The 15,943-nt window shown below is 69.6% G+C and carries 17 protein-coding genes and 1 tRNA gene; 5 read left to right on the top strand and 13 right to left on the bottom strand.

The features are described 5' to 3' along the window. Window positions 1–85 precede the first annotated feature (85 nt). The 4 genes from IE331_RS06680 to IE331_RS06660 all read left to right on the top strand — a co-directional run bounded on the left by IE331_RS06680 (window position 86) and on the right by IE331_RS06660 (window position 4,952). A complete protein-coding gene (locus IE331_RS06680) occupies window positions 86–1,618 on the top strand; it encodes a hypothetical protein (protein WP_192141903.1) in 1,533 nt (510 codons plus the stop codon). Between the two features lie 722 nt (window positions 1,619–2,340). Then, window positions 2,341–3,522: a tyrosine-type recombinase/integrase gene (locus IE331_RS06670; protein WP_192141899.1), complete on the top strand. Its 1,182-nt coding sequence runs from the start codon at window positions 2,341–2,343 to the stop codon at window positions 3,520–3,522. A gap of 333 nt (window positions 3,523–3,855) precedes the next feature. Then, entirely contained in the window at window positions 3,856–4,407 is a 552-nt protein-coding gene (locus IE331_RS06665; protein ID WP_192141898.1) for a hypothetical protein, read from the top strand. A gap of 353 nt (window positions 4,408–4,760) precedes the next feature. After that, window positions 4,761–4,952: a hypothetical protein gene (locus IE331_RS06660; protein ID WP_192141897.1), complete on the top strand. Its 192-nt coding sequence runs from the start codon at window positions 4,761–4,763 to the stop codon at window positions 4,950–4,952. Between the two features lie 244 nt (window positions 4,953–5,196). Here the strand turns inward: IE331_RS06660 and IE331_RS06655 are convergent, their stop codons facing one another. From IE331_RS06655 to IE331_RS06625, 7 genes are all read right to left on the bottom strand, one after another. Then, the gene (locus IE331_RS06655; protein ID WP_192141896.1) at window positions 5,197–5,604 is read right to left on the bottom strand and encodes a hypothetical protein; all 408 of its coding nucleotides are present in this window, start codon (window positions 5,602–5,604) and stop codon (window positions 5,197–5,199) included. Beyond that, window positions 5,601–6,338: a hypothetical protein gene (locus IE331_RS06650; RefSeq protein WP_192141895.1), complete on the bottom strand. Its 738-nt coding sequence runs from the start codon at window positions 6,336–6,338 to the stop codon at window positions 5,601–5,603. Before IE331_RS06650 ends, IE331_RS06655 begins: the two co-directional genes overlap by 4 nt. Before the next feature lie 46 nt (window positions 6,339–6,384). Then, window positions 6,385–7,137, bottom strand: coding sequence for a hypothetical protein (locus tag IE331_RS06645; RefSeq protein WP_192141894.1), 753 nt, complete (start codon window positions 7,135–7,137; stop codon window positions 6,385–6,387). Between the two features lie 114 nt (window positions 7,138–7,251). Continuing rightward, a complete protein-coding gene (locus IE331_RS06640) occupies window positions 7,252–7,665 on the bottom strand; it encodes a hypothetical protein (RefSeq protein WP_192141893.1) in 414 nt (137 codons plus the stop codon). Window positions 7,666–7,693: 28 nt separating this feature from the next. Beyond that, the gene (locus IE331_RS06635; protein WP_192141891.1) at window positions 7,694–8,116 is read right to left on the bottom strand and encodes a helix-turn-helix domain-containing protein; all 423 of its coding nucleotides are present in this window, start codon (window positions 8,114–8,116) and stop codon (window positions 7,694–7,696) included. Window positions 8,117–9,063: 947 nt separating this feature from the next. Beyond that, window positions 9,064–9,324 carry a hypothetical protein gene (locus IE331_RS06630; protein ID WP_192141889.1) on the bottom strand — a complete coding sequence of 87 codons (261 nt, stop codon included), beginning with the start codon at window positions 9,322–9,324 and terminating at the stop codon, window positions 9,064–9,066. A gap of 148 nt (window positions 9,325–9,472) precedes the next feature. Beyond that, entirely contained in the window at window positions 9,473–9,679 is a 207-nt protein-coding gene (locus IE331_RS06625) for a helix-turn-helix domain-containing protein (protein WP_192141887.1), read from the bottom strand. 221 nt (window positions 9,680–9,900) lie between these two features. On the opposite strand from IE331_RS06625, the gene IE331_RS06620 reads away from it, so the two are divergent. Further along, window positions 9,901–11,064: a tyrosine-type recombinase/integrase gene (locus IE331_RS06620; protein WP_192141885.1), complete on the top strand. Its 1,164-nt coding sequence runs from the start codon at window positions 9,901–9,903 to the stop codon at window positions 11,062–11,064. A 124-nt stretch (window positions 11,065–11,188) separates the two neighbouring features. On the opposite strand, the gene IE331_RS06615 is transcribed toward IE331_RS06620, so the two are convergent. The 6 genes from IE331_RS06615 to aroH form a co-directional block, all read right to left on the bottom strand. After that, window positions 11,189–11,262 (bottom strand) — tRNA-Pro (locus tag IE331_RS06615). Window positions 11,263–11,472: 210 nt separating this feature from the next. Continuing rightward, complete coding sequence (gene der, locus IE331_RS06610) at window positions 11,473–12,837, bottom strand: ribosome biogenesis GTPase Der (protein ID WP_192141883.1); 1,365 nt, start codon at window positions 12,835–12,837, stop codon at window positions 11,473–11,475. After that, complete coding sequence (locus IE331_RS06605) at window positions 12,834–13,607, bottom strand: lysophospholipid acyltransferase family protein (protein ID WP_192141880.1); 774 nt, start codon at window positions 13,605–13,607, stop codon at window positions 12,834–12,836. Before IE331_RS06605 ends, der begins: the two co-directional genes overlap by 4 nt. After that, the gene (gene cmk / locus IE331_RS06600; protein WP_201931314.1) at window positions 13,604–14,272 is read right to left on the bottom strand and encodes a (d)CMP kinase; all 669 of its coding nucleotides are present in this window, start codon (window positions 14,270–14,272) and stop codon (window positions 13,604–13,606) included. Before cmk ends, IE331_RS06605 begins: the two co-directional genes overlap by 4 nt. A 152-nt stretch (window positions 14,273–14,424) precedes the next feature. Continuing rightward, the gene (locus tag IE331_RS06595; protein ID WP_192141878.1) at window positions 14,425–15,519 is read right to left on the bottom strand and encodes a prephenate dehydrogenase; all 1,095 of its coding nucleotides are present in this window, start codon (window positions 15,517–15,519) and stop codon (window positions 14,425–14,427) included. Next, on the bottom strand, window positions 15,512–15,919 hold the full coding sequence (gene aroH / locus IE331_RS06590; protein WP_192141876.1) for a chorismate mutase: 408 nt from the start codon (window positions 15,917–15,919) through the stop codon (window positions 15,512–15,514). The genes IE331_RS06595 and aroH overlap by 8 nt, the downstream gene beginning before the upstream one ends. Window positions 15,920–15,943: the final 24 nt, after the last annotated feature.

The raw sequence follows: 15,943 nt of genomic DNA, 5'->3' as shown, positions 1-15,943 counted from the left end.
GACCAATACGCAGTACCGCCGAACACGCAGCCCAATGGGCCTAGCCGCGCCCCCCAAGATCCCCAAAGAGTGGGCTTGGCCAAGCATGTCGCTGGCCGAGCGCGCAGAGATGGCCGAGATAGTGGATGCTGCTCTCGACAACCTGCGGCCCCGCGCGGTGATCCCTCCGCACTTGATCAGGGAGGCCGAGCTGGCAGCAACTAGAGAAGTGGCGTCTCGATGGGTGCAGAGACAGGTGGACGCAGGCCAGTCGACGCTTCGCGCTGCGAGGGACGAAGTTTCCATTGGGCGCTTCCGAACCCCGCTCGCCGATGAGTATTCGAGGTGGGCCGGTTCTATCCGCTGGGCCGGCGAGCTGGCTCAAAGCCTGATTGTCCTTGCCGAGCTCGCGGTTCGTCTCCATGATCCTGACTCACTTCAAGGCTTCGTGCGGGGCCTTGGACTGGCGATGCAGGGGCTTACATTGCAGCAACTCGAAGCACTGACTCACCCTGAGCGGGAAATGCTCCTACAGGCGTGGAACGAGGTTACCGCCGCAATCGAGGACCGGGACTCTGACCGGCTGGTGGAACTCCAGGGCTACTTCGGAACCGAAGTTGCTTCCATTCTCGTCCCCGAGGTTGGACCTGCTCTAAGGAGCGGCGGCCTCGTGCTGAGAGGCGCCTCTGGCTATCGAGCCACCCACGCCGCAGAACTCGCCATGGACGACGCCCTGCGTCAGCTTGACGGAGAAATTGCCCGCGGTGCTCGGCAACTCGACGAAGACATCGCCCGCAATATTCGTCAGTTTGACGAAGACCTGGCCCACCATGCCGGTTCCTTAGATCAAGTGACACACGGAACCGTCAGCGGCGGGGGCGGCGCGCCCGGGTCGATGCTCGACCTTATGCGCCATGGACCCGGCGGCACGAACGGGCCAGCGACCGTCGAGTGGATCGAAGCTGTGGGGCGAGTAGACCCACCCGCGCCGCGACCGCAGGGCCGCGGGTACGCTCTAGCTCGGCTGGTGGACTCCTGGGGCGACCGCGTGCGATGGGTACCCGCTGATCGAGGCGGCGCGCTCGTCGAAGTCACCATGCGCTACCTCCCCGAGCAGAGAACCACGCGCGCCGCGCGGCACGAGCCCACTAGCCGAGCGCACCGGCAGCGGAGGGAAGCCGAAGCGCAGAGCACTCTTCAGTACGACTCGGGCCATGTGCGCCCCGCCATTATGGACGGGATCGCGGAGGCCATCACATCCTTCCCGCAACACCGCCGCATGAACCAGGCCACGTACAGGGCGATCGAAGCCCGGGTCCGACGCATCGTCGAGGCAATGCCCGACGCAGGCTCCGGCGTCGCCGTCCACGACCGGAGCGTCCTAGCCAACATCAAGTTCCGCTACGACTCGCGCGAGGCACTGCGCCGGCGAACACCGGACGAGTTCGTTGTCACCATTCGATTCGAGGGCCGAACACAGGGCCGGCTACGCGTCTACAACGACCAGCGGGGTTCGACCATACGGTTCGAGGAATGGAACCCTCATGCGCGGGTTCAGGACCCGCTGACAGGAGCCACCGTCCCAGCCAACGAGCTCTACGGAGTTCAGGGCGCAGACCGCCTCCTACAGCAGGAGTAGCCCGACGTGGAGATGCCGGCAAAGCCAGCTCGATCTGAAGGCCTGCCAGGGATCGAAGGTGGCGCGGGGCGTGACCGTGGAGGGAACCCTCCACGGCTACGCCGTCAGGAAGCGGGGTTTTTGAGACTCGGTCGTCCCGCAAGACCCGTCCGGTACGTCATCCCGGGACAGGGACGGCTCCCGGAACAGAGTGCCAACTACTCCCCCACCCACATTGCTCGAGGCGAACCGGGGACACGATTTGAACCGAAACCCTCTGGCTAAGAGCGCAAAACCCAGCAAGCTCGAGCGCAACCCGACAATCGACGTCCAGCAGCAGCAGAGGGGTCCGCGCGAGCGCCTCACTAGTCGGGTCCCGTGGACCTCGCTGGCCACGTGGCACCTGCGTCCCGTCCAGAGGTTCGCACCGGGATCAATTCTCCACAGCCTGCGCGGTGTGGGCTGCACACCTTCAGTCACGAGGGCAAACCTGTCCTCGTGACCACGAAGGAGCACACGATGACTACCACTGTCGACACCAGCCACGAGAGCATGATCCTCACCATCGACGAAGCAGCGGCCTACCTCGCTATCCCGAAGGCGACGTTGTACAACCTGGCGGACCCGCCGCGTCGGGTTCGGCCCACGTGCCGTGAAGATGGGCGGTTGCCTGCGCTACCGCCGCGCGGACCTCGACGCGTGGATCGTCGAGCATCTCGAGCCCGCAGCAGGCGAGTAGGGCCATGGCCAGGCCACCACTCCCCCTCGGCACGTGGGGGACCATCACTACCGAGAAGATCCGCGACGGCAGCTACCGCGCCCTGACGCGGTTCCGTGACCACGACGGCAACACTCGACGGGTCACCGCGACTGCTCCGAGCAAGGCGGCTGCGGAGCGAGCGCTTCGAGACGTGCTGGGCACGCGTACCGCGCCAGCGGGTGAGCTCATCACCGCGGAGACCCGGCTGATCGATCTCGCCAACCTGTGGATCACTGGTCTCGAGGCTGAAGGACGGATCGAGCAGACCACCATCAACGAGTACCGCCGGGTGCTGGACAACCTCGTGCTACCGAGTGTTGGCGGTCTGAAGCTCCGCGAGGCCACCACGGGCCGGCTGGACCGGCTCCTGCTGAGGTTGCGCGATAGGAGCGTTAACCGGCAACGCAAGGCCAAGGTCGTCCTCGGGGCCATGCTCGACCTCGCGGTCAGACACGACGCGATCCCGACGAACCCGGCCCGCGGGACAACCCGCGTTCACCGACCCAGACAGGAGACCAAGGCCCTGCGGGTCGAGGACTTGATCGAGATCCGCGCTGCGGTACGCCGGTGGGTCAATTCGGACCGCCCCGGGCCCAAGGCCACCGGCGACATGGCCGACATCATCGACTTGATGCTCGCCACCGGTTGCCGCATCGGCGAGATCCTGGCATTGCGGTGGAGCGACCTGGACCTCGACGACGATCTGCCCACCCTCACGGTGTCGGGGACGATCAAGACCGAGACCGGCAAGGGGACGTATCGGAAGCCCACGCCGAAGTCGGACGCCAGCCGGCGAACGGTTGTGCTCCCCCGGTTCGCGGTCGAGCTGCTCCGGGTGCGCCGTGAGTTCGCGACGCCCAGCGAGATCGACGCCGTCTTCCCCACCCGCAACGGCACCTGGCATCAGGTCGTCAACGTCGAGCGGCGGTGGCGGCAGATCCGCAAGGACACCGGCTTCGAATGGGTGACCCCCCACACGTTCCGCAAGACGGTGGCGACGCTGATCTCCGAGGCAACCACGTCCGAGCTCGCCTCGCGGCAACTTGGCCACTCCTCGAGCCAAGTCACCCGGGACCACTACATTGCCAAACCGCCGGTCTCGGCCAACCTCTCCGAACTCCTTGAGCGGCTCAATGAGAGCGACGATACGAGCCCGGATTTGTAGGTCGCGGAATCGTTTACGACTAGTAAACGACCATTCTGCAGTTCCACGTCAAGACCAGAACCGGCTCTGACTCGCGTTTCCGCAGGTCAGAGCCGGTTCTTTGGTCGGGCTGACAGGATTTGAACCTGCGACCCCTTGACCCCCAGTCCCAATACCGTCGTGAGGAATGGTCGCATCGAGTGAGATTTACGCCTGCTGGGCTGGGGCTTCTCGCCCCGCCGTCCGGTCCGGTGGGGTGTCGTCATAGGGGGTTGCGAAGCGGAAGCGTTACAAATGCCTGGCCATGCGGCAGGTTTCCCACCCATCGCTGCTCAGCCATGTGAGCATTGCCCGATGTTCGCCCCAGTCCTGGTGACTCTGACCCTGGTTGGCTTCCTGCTAGAGGCCGCGGGGTTGATCGTCACTGCCACGGGGCTGGTTCAGACATGGCGCAACTTCACCGATCAGCCCCTGTTTCCCCGGGTGCAGCGTGCACGCCTCTGGCTGGTTGCGAAACTAAGGGGCCCACGGGTCCATTCAGCCTCGGGTACCGCGGTCTCAACCTCTCGCACGACGGGCTGGGCTACCGGCCATACACCAATGGTCCGGGGGACGCCGGATGAGACGACAGCAGAACGCCTTGATCGACTAGAGGGTGAAACCGCCAAGCTGTTCGACAAGGCTGTCGAGATCACCACGATGATCGTGGAGAGCAAGCTTGATGCCCAGCGCGCCGTCTCGGACCTACGAAGTGACCTGGACGCCACGGAACAGACACTGACGCGCCTGACTCGGAAGACCGCCGTGCATGGCGTTCAAACGGCAGTGACCGGGCTGGTGCTGATCACCTTCGGCGTCGTCTTCCAGGGTGCCGCGGCACTCATGACGGCCCTCAACGGCCTATAGAGCAATCTCACGCGGTGAGACCGTTCGCGTACCTGGCGCGCATCGCAAATGCCCTTTCGCGCACTACGCGCAGTGCGCAGCGCCTACGCAGCCGTCTCTGGCACGGTCGCTCCCATGACCACATGGAAGCCCATCGCACAGGTACCGGCCAGCCTCACGGACGCACACCTCACCAGCACCGGCACTGTTGCGCCGCAAGTCGAGGTCACCCTTGCCGGCGACACAGAATTACACGTCCACCTAGCCACTCTCGGGCCCGACGGTGACGTGCCCGAGGTCCGCATGACGCCCGCGGAGGCCCGCCAGCTGGCAGCCGCAATTGTGGGGGCGGCTGACACTGCAGAGAGCACGCTGTGAACGAGCTGGCGAGCGACTGGGCCGAGTGGGCCAGCGCGTGCGATGCGCGGGCGACCCAGCCACCTGCGGCACCGGTCACGGACTTCACGGTGACCATGAGCATTGGCGGGCGAGTGGTGGACGCGCAACGGGTGGACGTGGCGACCGGCGACGTGTTGCTGGCCGACGTGGTGCCCATGCGCAGGTGATCCGGGGCGGGCGTGGGGGGTGTCCCTGGTTGGAGACCGAGACATGGCCACTCCCCCGCCTTGACTAGCGGTCAAGGGAAAGAGAGCCGTCTGCACGCTCAGCTTGGGCCGCAGACGGCTCTCGTTGTAACGCTCCCGCTAACTCTGAGCACCAGGAGGACAGGCACCGGACCACCGACCCGCGACCATCCCAGATGACGGGCCGGCGGAATCCGGTGCCTGTCCAGCCCTTGAGTGGACCCGTCTAGAGGTCCACGACCCGCTGCGTTGGTTCAACCGCCGGCGGGAAGTTGTCGGGGTAGATGCTGCGGCATGCGTGGCCGGGTCCATAGGAACAGCGCCCCGGCATGCACTCGCTCGCGCGCGGGTTCGACGGTGCCGCCGAATCGCCGGCAGTCCGGCCCGGCAGGGCCCGCAGGTACTGCTGCAGTCCAGGCTTGTCGGCGTCCTCGAGCACGGCCAGCAGTCCCGGGATGCGCCGCGAGAGCGTGGTGTGCAGGTAGCAGCCGCGCGGGACGTAGGCCACGCCGTCCAGGAACGCGTGCGCACCGACCATGGCGACGCCGGGGTGCCCGTTGGCCCGTTCGGCGGCCCGGCGCTCACCAGGGGCCAGCACGGCTCGCAGGTAGTGCCGGGCCTCTGGCTCGCTCACAGGTCCGTCACGCCCGTGTCAGCTGCCGCTGTGGCGTGTTCGGACACGTGGGCCACGCCGGCCTCGGACGCGGATTCCTCGGCGGTCGTGTGCCACAGGTCGATCACGCGGGCCACGTCGATGCGGGTGGTCCCGTCTACGGGGTCGGGGTCACCGAGGCCGAGACGGCCCTCCAAGCCACGCAGGTGCTGGTCGAGGCGGGCGGTCTGCTCGGCGTAGGTGTCCAGGGCCTTGACCGTCGCCTGCCGCCGTGCCGCGAACTCGGAGGTTGCGGCACGCTCGAGGACTCGGAAGTCCCCTACTCGTCCGGTCTCACGCATGTGGGCCTGCAGGCGGCTGCCACCAGCGCGCAGGTACTCCCGGGCCGCGGACTGGTTGCCCGCGGCCAGCTGCTCACGGACGCCGCTCTCGAGGTCGCTCATGCCGGCCTGGGCAAGCGCCATCCCCTGGGTGGCGTACATCGTCACCCGGGCCGCGTCCTCCGCTGTGGGCCAAGACGTGCGCAGCTCTGCCTGCCTCTCCCGGGCGATGGCTGCACCCAGCTCGGCGCGGGCCTGCTGGATGCTCTCCCGGGCCGCGGTGCGGGCCGACTGCAGCTCGCGCTCGTACTGGCGGGGCATCATGCTGCCCTGGCGCTGTCGCAGGGCGTAGATCGCACTGTCGGCCTTGCGGACCGCGGTGGACAGGGCAGCTGCAGCCTGCTCGCGGGACTGGGGGGGTCGGTTGATTGGCACGGTGGGTTCCTCTCGGTCGGGGTCGTCAGGTTGGTTGTGCTCGGAGTCAGCTCTGCCCGCCGCGGACGTAGTACGGGTAGCAGGTCACAGCACCGGTGCCGGCACCTCGGCGGCGCAGGTCGATTTCCAGCGTGTGGGTGGACCCGAACGTCAAGGCCCGCAGGTCGGCACGGAACAGGAGCGTGGCGCTACCGCCGACCACGGTCTGCGGAGAGCCGTTGATGTTCGCCCCGTCCAGCAGGACCCGCACGTCAACCTCGTTGTCTGCCGCGGACTTGGCCGGCACCGCAATGTCCAGGTACGGATGCCACACCTCGATGCCGCCGAAGTAGCCGGGCTGCCAAGAGGTGGAGGTGGTCTTGGACCGCTGCTCGTAGTTGGCCATCGGGTACTGCAGGTGCGGGATGGCCAGGCCCATGCCCGTGGTGCCGTCGTTGGCCAGGATGCGGTGCCCTGTGTTGTCCCACAGCTCGACCGATGCGCCGCCGTCCGTGCTCTCCCCCATCCACGCCAGCCTGCCGCCGCCGTCACGCTCGACCAACAGGCCAGTGCCGGCGTACTCGCCTTCGCTGTACTGGTCGGTCACCTGCACCGCCGGGGAGCCGCTCGCGTAGTCCACGCGCACCCCGCCGCCGTCCTGCACGACGACCGCGCCGCCGCCGGACACCACGAAGTCCCCGGACGTGACAGACAGCTGCTGCCGGCGCAGCGCCACCCCAGTCAGCTCGCGGACCTTGCTCTCGAGGTCGCGAAGCCGCTGCTCGAGGTCACGGTGCTGCGCTGCTCGTGGTGTCGCCATGGTTCGTGGTCCTCTCGTCTGTGCCCGGGCGGATTTTGAGGCCGGGTCAAAGGGGGGATGAGCGGCTTTCACGCTCAGCAAGGGCTTCCCTGCCGGTCGTTTGTTACGCCGCTGCTAATCGGGGGTCGTGTCGGGGTCTGGCATCGCCTCATACGCGGCCTGCAGTGCCCCTGCGAAGTTGCCAAGGAGGCCCTTGGCGGTGTCGGCCTCGTCGGCGGCGAAGCGGTCGGCTGCGGCGCGGTCCAGGCCCAGCAGTCGGGCGCGTCGTTCCATGAGCCGCACCAGTTCTCGGGCTGCTCTCACGTCACCGCGTTCTGCGAGTGGCCACAGGATGGCCTGCAGTCCGTCGAGACGTTCCCGCTCGAGGTCCAGCAGCGCGTGGCCCTGTTCCATCACGGCGTCCCGAAGCGCCCGAGACACGTCCTTGCGGCAGGACCCGGTGGAGCCGTAACCGAGCGCGGTCGTCACCTCGGGGTATCCCTTGCCCTCCCGCCGCATCCTCAGGGCGGTGGCGCGGCGCTCGGACACGGCCTGCCGCTTGCTGGGTGATCTCACGTCAGCCGCTCACCAACTGCGCCTCAACCCGGTCCAGCAGGGCAGGCACGTCGTCCACGCCGAGGACCAACAGGTGAGCGAGGTTGGCAGCCAGCGCCGCAACCGCTGGCAAGCCACCATCAACGACGGCAGTCAGGACCGCAGCCTGTGCGTCCAGGTCGTCGGCCCGCCGTGCCCGGAGATACGCCGCCGTTTCCGCGAATCCGGGCACCGGTGGCGGCGACACCAACTGGGAGGGCTGCACGCCGTACAGGCGGGCCAGGCGCTGCAGAGCGGCCTGCGGAGCTTGCGCCTGGTTTCGCTCCCAACGTCTCACGCTCTGGGGGTCGCGGGTGACGGCGGTCGCCGCCTCGGCCAAGCTGTACCCGGCCTCGAGACGGGCGCGCTGCATCGCGCTGCCGGGGTGGCCGCCTTGGGTTCCCATGTCACTCCTGTCTTAGATTGCGGTCAGATGCTTGACGTACGGCGTTGATCTGTGCATGTGGCTCTTGACACTCGACGGTATGGTGCCCCCCACCCAAGGCCAAGTTGGTAGGCGAGAAAATCCCCCACCGCGCTCCAACACCCCCACGCGAGGCCCGCGGCACCCCAGAGCGGCGGTCGGTGAGGCTTCGGGTGGTCACAGTGGGTCCGCTCCCATGCACACGTACCGGTTCCGGGCGTCGGTCCAGGGGTGTCGGTCGTGGGGGTCGCGGTCGTCGCACTGCATCGCTGTGGCGGGCCGCTGGTGGACACTGTGCCTGTTCAGCAGCGGCTCCCAGTCGGCAAGTGGGATGGATCGGACGTAACCGAGCGGGTGCGTCACGTTGGCCGGCAGCTTCCCCCGGATCGCTGCGGCGCAGACCGGCACGGGGTGGCCTGTCTCGTGGGACAGCCAAGCAGCGGGGTCGTCCTGGTGCTCGCTGCTGCTAGGACTGTAGGACAGTGGGCCGCGGCCACCTTCACGCTCAGTCGTGGCCGGTGACTGGCCTCCTACTGGCCCGCTACTTTCCGAGTCGGGGGCCACGGTTGCGCCTAGCGCTGGCCGGTGACTGTCCGGTGACTCCCCCGAGTCAGGGGCCACGGTTGACCGTGATGCTGGCCGGTGACTCTCAGGCGCGGGGGCCAGGTCGAGCAGCGTTGCACCGCGCCCGTTGCCGCCCTTGCGTCGTTCCGTGAACACACCCATCCGCACCAGGTCCGCACGATGCCGCCTGACGGTGCGCTCGCTGACACCGAGTCGCACTGCGTGGTCCTGAACGCTGCGCAGCGCATGCGTGCCGTCTTCGCGGGCGCAGTCGGCCACGCTCTCCGCAACAGCCAGCTGACCGAGCGACCAGCCTTCACCGATGGCGCGCCGCCGAATGTGGTCGCGCCGCTGCTCGAGGTCACTCATTCGCCACACCCCTCGGCGTCGAAGGAACCGTCTGGGCGGGGAGTGAAGTGGCCACACCCCACCAAGTCGATGAAGTGGCCGCGGTACTCGCTGGGCGTCAGTCCGAGCCGGGCAGCCGCGGTGCCGACTGTCGTGAGCGCCGTGCGGGTGCCGTAGTGGACGACGATCGGTGCGTCGTCGTCCTCACTCCATGGCATGCCGGCGGCGTTCCAGTCCTCGGGGTCCAGCTGGATGCCGCGCCGGTCGCAGAGACTCACAAGGCACCCCCTGCGTGATCGCGCCTCGAGTCGTGGTGGGTGGTGTGCAACATCTCCCCCTTGAATTCGGTGGACTCTTGACTCTCAATCAAGTGACAATCCTCTGACCAGCAGTTACGGTGACGCTTGTAACGCTGTGCTTCGCGGATCAGTCGTGGCCAACCATGGCCAGCAGCCGCGGCACGGGAACCAGGAGGCGGTGGCCGATGCGGATCGTGGGCAGCTCCCCGGTTCGGGCGGCTTGGTACGCGCTGTCCCGGGAGACGCCCAAGAACCTGGCGGCGGTGTCCACGGGGACGGTGGGCAGGTGGTGAATGTCGGCCACGGTCACGGCTTCGGTGGCGGTGCGGCTCATTGGGCTTGCTCCCTGTCTCGTTCGGCCCGACCCGCTCTGGTCGGACGCCGTGGGGAGACCGTGACACGTCCCGATTCGCACAGCGTTGGGCAAGCGCTACAGCAGGTCAGGGCACGAGTGAGTGCAGTGGCTACGCGTGATTAGCACTCCGCAGGGGGTCGAAGGCTTCCCACATGGCGAGACATGCACAGCGGAGAGTCGCAACCGAAAGAGAGGCACCGATGGCAGCGAAGATGCAAGACGGGCTCATCAACAGAACCACGACCGGGAAACCAAACTGGTCGTTCCTAGTTCGGGTGAACGGGAAGGCGAAGTGGCACAGCGGCTATCCGACCAAGAAGGCGGCTCGAGAGGCCAGGGACGCTGCGCGCGTGGCGGCACGGGAGGGCACCTACGTGGGGCGTTCGACCAAGACCGTGGGCGAGTGGTGCACTGAGTGGCTGGAGACCTACAGCGGGGGCGTCACGGCCTCCACGCGAGATTCCTACGGGCGCGTGCTTCGGCTCTACGTGACCTCGTGGCCCGTCGCAGACGTGAAGCTGCAGCACCTGAACGCCGACACCCTGACTCGACACTGGGCCACGATCCACGCCAGCGGCGGGCAGGGAGGCAAGCCGCTGTCTGCGCGCACCGTGCAGTACGCCTCCACGGTGTTGACCAAGGCACTCAACCGGGCGGTGAAGTCCAAGCTGATCCCGCACAACCCTGCCCCCGACGCCGAACGGCCCCGGGGTGACAGTCAGGACGCGGGAGACCCTGACGCCTGGTCCCATGACGCCCTGGCCGGCTTCCTCGCGGCCACCGCGGGACACCGACTGTGGCCGCTGTGGGTGGTCATGGCCTACACCGGTCTTCGGCGTGGTGAAGCGCTGGCGCTGCGTTGGGACGATGTGGACCTCGACGCGGGCAACCTGCGGGTGTCTCGGGCGGTGTCTGACGTAGGCCACGGGGCCACGTACGGGCCACCGAAGACCAAGCAGTCGGCTCGCACCGTGCCGCTGACCGAGACGGCCTGCGCGGCGCTGCGCGATTGGCGCAAGGCCCAGGCGGCTGAGCAGCTGGCAGCAGGACCAGCGTGGACCACCAACGCCGATGCCGGGGCCCTGGTGTTCACCATGCCCGGCGGCAGGTGCGTGGCCCCGTCGTACGCCACCAAGGTGTTTGCTCGGTGCGTCTCCGAGGCTGGCGCTCCGGCGCTGACCCTCCACGGCCTGCGGCACACGTTCGCCACGCACCTGCTGCGGCTGGGCACCCCGGTGCACACCGTCAGCCGGCTGCTGGGGCACGCCTCTCCGGTGTTGACGCTGAACACCTATGCGCACGTGATCCCGGGTGACGAGTCGGCGGCTACTGACGCGCTGGATCGGCTGGTGAACGGCGAGTGAGAGGGCTGGCGTAGCAAAATGTTACAAACCGTGGGCTGAAATGCGGAGAGGGACCGGAACAGTGATGATGCTCCGGCCCCTCTTTTATGCCTCTGACCTGCGTAAACGCGGATCTGAGTCACGGTCGGGCTGACAGGATTTGAACCTGCGACCCCTTGACCCCCAGTCAAGTGCGCTACCAAGCTGCGCCACAGCCCGAACGCTCGCCCTGGCAGGCCGGGACGAGCGGTGGGAACACTACCGCAGACCCCTGCCGGGGGCGGAATCAGGTCTGCCGGCCGGCATCGCGGTCGCTGCGGGCAACCGGGGGGGCAGGCACCGCGAGATGTGGTTTCGACTCGCTCGCTGCGCTCGCGGCTCAACCACCGAGGGTCGCTGCGCTCGCGGCTCAACCACCGAGGGCGAGGCTCAGCGCTTGCGCTTCTCCCGGGCCCGGATCTGCAGGTTGATCGGCGTGCCGGCGAAGCCGAACTCCTCGCGCAACCGCCGCTCGATGTAGCGCTCGTAGCCGGCGTCCAGCTTGCCGCTGGTGAACAGGATGAACGTCGGGGGCGCGGTCGTGGCCTGGGTGCCGAACAGCACCTTGGGCTGCTTGCCACCCCGCACCGGGTGCGGGTGCTCGGCGACCAGCCGACCGAGGAAGGTGTTCAGCTTCCCGGTCGAGATCCGGGTCTCCCAGCCCTCGAGGGCCCGGTCCAGCGCCGGCACGAGGCGGTCGATGTGCCAGCCGGTGCGGGCGGTGATGTTGATCCGCGGCGCCCACTGCACCTGCACGAGCTCCCGCTCGATCTCGCGGTCCAGGTAGTGCCGGCGTTCCTCGTCGACCAGGTCCCACTTGTTGAAGGCCACGACCAGCGCCCGGCCGGACTCGCGGATCGTCTGGATGATCCGCACGTCCTGCTCGGAGATGCTCTGGGAGCCGTCCACCACCAGCACCGCCACCTCGGCCCGCTCGATCGCGGTCGCCGTGCGCAGGGAGGCGTAGTACTCGTGCCCCGAGGCCTCCTTGACCCGCTTGCGGATGCCGGCGGTGTCGATGAAGCGCCACTCCCGGTCGCCGAGGCGCACCAGCTCGTCCACCGGGTCGACCGTGGTGCCGGCGGCGTTGTCCACCACCACCCGGTCCTCCCGGGCCAGCTGGTTGAGCAGCGAGGACTTCCCGACGTTGGGCTTGCCGACGATCGCGACCCGGCGCGGGCCGCCGACCTCGCCGAACTGCTCCGGTGGGGGCTCGGGCAGCGCCGCCAGCACCGCGTCGAGCAGGTCTCCCGACCCACGGCCGTGCACTGCGGAGACCGGCCACGGCTCCCCGAGACCGAGGTTCCACAGCACGTGCGACTCCGCCTCGCGGCGCGCGTCGTCGACCTTGTTCGCGGCCAGGATCACCGGCTTCTTCGACCGGCGCAGGATCTTGACGACCGCGGCGTCCGCGTCGGTGATGCCCACGGTCGCGTCGACGACGAACAGCACCGCGTCGGCCAGGCCGACCGCGATCTCGGCCTGCGCGGCGATCCGCTCCGCCAGCCCCTGGGCGTCGGGGTTCCAGCCGCCGGTGTCGACGACGGTGAAGGCCCGCCCGTTCCAGTTGGCGTCGTAGGAGACCCGGTCCCGGGTGACGCCGGGGCGGTCCTCCACGACCGCCTCGCGGCGGCCGATGATCCGGTTCACGAGCGTGGACTTGCCCACGTTGGGTCGCCCGACGACCGCGAGCACCGGCACCGGACCCGTCGCGGTCTCGGCGGTGGCCCCGTCGGGGGCGTCGTACTCGCTCATGATGCTCCTTGCTCCAGCACCCCGGTGTCGGGGTCGTCGTCGTAGGTGCCCGGGGGCAGCGGGCCCGGCAGCTGCCGGCCGGTCAGCGCCAACGCCTCGGTGAGGCGCGCGGACATGTGCTCACGGAGCAACAACGAAGTCTGCTCCACGTGTTCCCGGGTGCGCGGCCAGCCGACCTGCGGGGCGGTGTACGGGGCACCGTAGACGATGTCCACGTGCCCGTCCCGCGGCGGGAGCGCGTTCGGCCCGGCCCCGGGCGCCCGGCTGCCCAGGAAGGTCACCGGCACCACCGGTGCGCCGGAGACCAGCGCGAGGTACGCCGCGCCGCGGTGGAAGCGGACCAGCTCCCCGCTCCCCCGGCGGCCCTCGGGGAAGATCCCGACGGTCGCCCCCTCGCGCAGCGCCACCAGGCAGGCCTTCACCGCCGCCGGGTCACACACGAACCGGTCGACCGGGATCTGGCCGGCGGCGTGCAGGAAGCGACCCAGCAGCCCGTGGAACATCTCCACCTTGGTCAGCGCGTGCACCGGCCGCGGGCTGAAGATCGCCAGCAGCGGACCGTCCACGACCCCGATGTGGTTGGCCGAGAAGATCACCGGGCCGGTCGCCGGGACCCGGTCGGCGCCGTGCACCCGGACCGGCACCCGGCGGCGGACGATCCACCGGGCCGCCGGCCGCAGCGGGTGCAGCAGGTAGCGCCGCGGGTGCGGCGTGGTGAGGGTTCGGGGCAGCTCGGCGTGGGCCCCGGCACGCGGCCGGCGCCGGTTCACGACCGCGCCTCGACCGCCTCCACGAGCGCCACGACCAGGCCGATCACCTCGTCGAGCGTGTACGGCGTGGTGTCGATGTGGTGGGCGCCGGCGGGCATCGTCAGCGGCGCGGTGGCGCGTCCGGAGTCGATCTTGTCGCGGGCGAGCAGGGACTGCTCGGTGGCGGCCAGGTCGGCGCCGCCCTCCTCGGCGGCCCGGCGCAGCGCCCGGGCCGAAGGGTCGGCGGTCAGGTAGACCTTCACCGGGGCCTGCGGCCACACCACCGAGCCGATGTCGCGGCCCTCGACGACGATCCCCCCGTCGCCGATCACCTCCCGCTGCAGCTCGAGGAGCCGGGCCCGGACCTCGGGGACCGCACTCACCGGGCTGACCGCCGCGGTGACGTCGGGGAGCCGGATCGCGGCGGAGACGTCCTCGCCGTCGACGGTGATCGTGGGCCCGTCCGGGTCGGTGCCGGAGGTCAGCCGCGGGGTCGCGGCGTGGGCACCGACAGCACCGGCGTCGTGGACGTCCACCCGGTCGCGCAGCATCGCCCAGGTCATCGCCCGGAACATCGCGCCGGTGTCGAGGTAGCGCAGCCCCAGCGCCGCGGCCACGCCGCGCGACGTGCTCGACTTGCCCGACCCGGAGGGGCCGTCGATCGCGACGACGAGGGTGCTGCTCACGATGTCCTGCCTTCGACTGGTCCGGGTGGGCGGGGGCGGCAGCACTCTACCGGCCGGCGGACCCCCGCCCAGCATCGACGCAGCCGCGGCCCAGCCGCGCGCCCAGCCACGGGGGCCAGCCACGGGCGACGGCGCGGAGCGGGCGTCGGGGGTCAGCGGTAGGCGGTCCAGCCCCGGCCGACCAGGGCCTCGCACAGCTGGTCGGCCAGCTCCACGTCGACCACCAGCTCGACCTGTCCCACGGGGCGGCCCGGGTCGTGGTCGATGTGGATGTCCTCCACGTTGACGCGTGCCTCGCCGGCGTCGGCGAACAGCCGGGCCAGCTCGCCGGGGTGGTCGGGCACCGCGACGTACACCGACCCGGTCGGCCGGACCGGCCCGCCGTGCTTGCCGGGGATCGCGCGGGTACCGGCCACACCCTCGGCCAGCAGCGTGCCCAGCGCCGCTCGGTCGGAGCCCGAGACCGCGGCGTGCAGGGTCGCGAGCCGGTCCTGCACCTCCTCCAGCAGCGTGAGCACCGCGGGCGCGTTGGCGCCGATGATCTGCTCCCAGAGCCGGGGGTCGCCGGCGGCGATCCGGGTCACGTCGCGGACGCCCTGGCCGGACAGCGCGAGGTGCTCGGCCGAGGCGCCGGCCAGCCGGCCGGCGACGAGGACCGCCATCAGGTGCGGCAGGTGCGAGATCCGGGCCACCGCCTGGTCGTGCTCGGCGGGCGAGAGGACCACCGGGCTGGCCCCGCACAGGGCCACCAGGCCGAGCACGGCCTGCACCGAAGGCTCCGCGGCCCGCTCGTGCGGCGTGACCGCCCAGGGCCGGCCGTCGAAGAGGGCCGCGGACGCTGCGAGCGGACCCGATCGCTCGCTGCCGGCCATCGGGTGCGAGCCGACGTAGCGGGCCAGCGAACCGCTGTCGGCGTCATCCGGCAGGTGCCGCCGCAGGTGCTCCAGGGGCTCGCTCTTCACGCTCCCCACGTCGGTGACGACCGCCCCCGGGTGGGCCTCGAGGGCCTCATGGACCCGGGCCCCGACCGCGTCCGGCGGCACCGCGACGACGACCAGCGAGGGGGACGCACCGTCCCGGAGGGGCGTCCCGGCGCCCAGGCCGGAGGCGGTCCGCACATGCTCGGGGTTCAGGTCGCTGAGCCAGACCTCGACGCCCCGCGCGGTGAGCGCCAGGCCGATCGAGGTGCCGAGCAGGCCGGCGCCCACGACCAGGACCGGGCCGGGCAGCCCGCCGTCCTCAGCCACCGGGCAGCTCGTCAGACGGGTCGTCGGGCACCGACCGGACCCGGGTCAGGTCCCGCCGCAGGTTGGCCGCCCCGTGCAGGTAGACGTGGGTGATCTCCGAGCGCGGCAGGTCGGTCTCGACGTGCGCCATCATCCGCACCACCCGGGGCATGGAGCCGGCGATCTCCAGCTCGCGCGCGCACAGCAGCGGGACCTCGCCGAACCCGAGCCGGCGGGCGGCGTACGCGGGGAACTCCGAGACCAGGTCGGAGGTGGCGGTGAAGACCACCGAGATGAAGTCGTCGACCTCGAGCTCGTTGGAGGCCATCACGTCGAGCACCATCTCGGCCACCCGGTCGAGCATGTGCTCGCGGGTGTCGTCCTCGAGCTGGGTGGCGCCCCGCACTGCGCGCACTGCCACGTCCGCTCCTCCACCTCTCGCCTC

This window comes from Nocardioides donggukensis, from assembly GCF_014842875.1.
Taxonomy (GTDB): Bacteria; Actinomycetota; Actinomycetes; order Propionibacteriales; family Nocardioidaceae; genus Nocardioides; species Nocardioides donggukensis.
The sequence above is the reverse complement of the archived record's forward strand: the minus strand, read 5'-3'. Positions and strand labels throughout refer to the sequence as shown.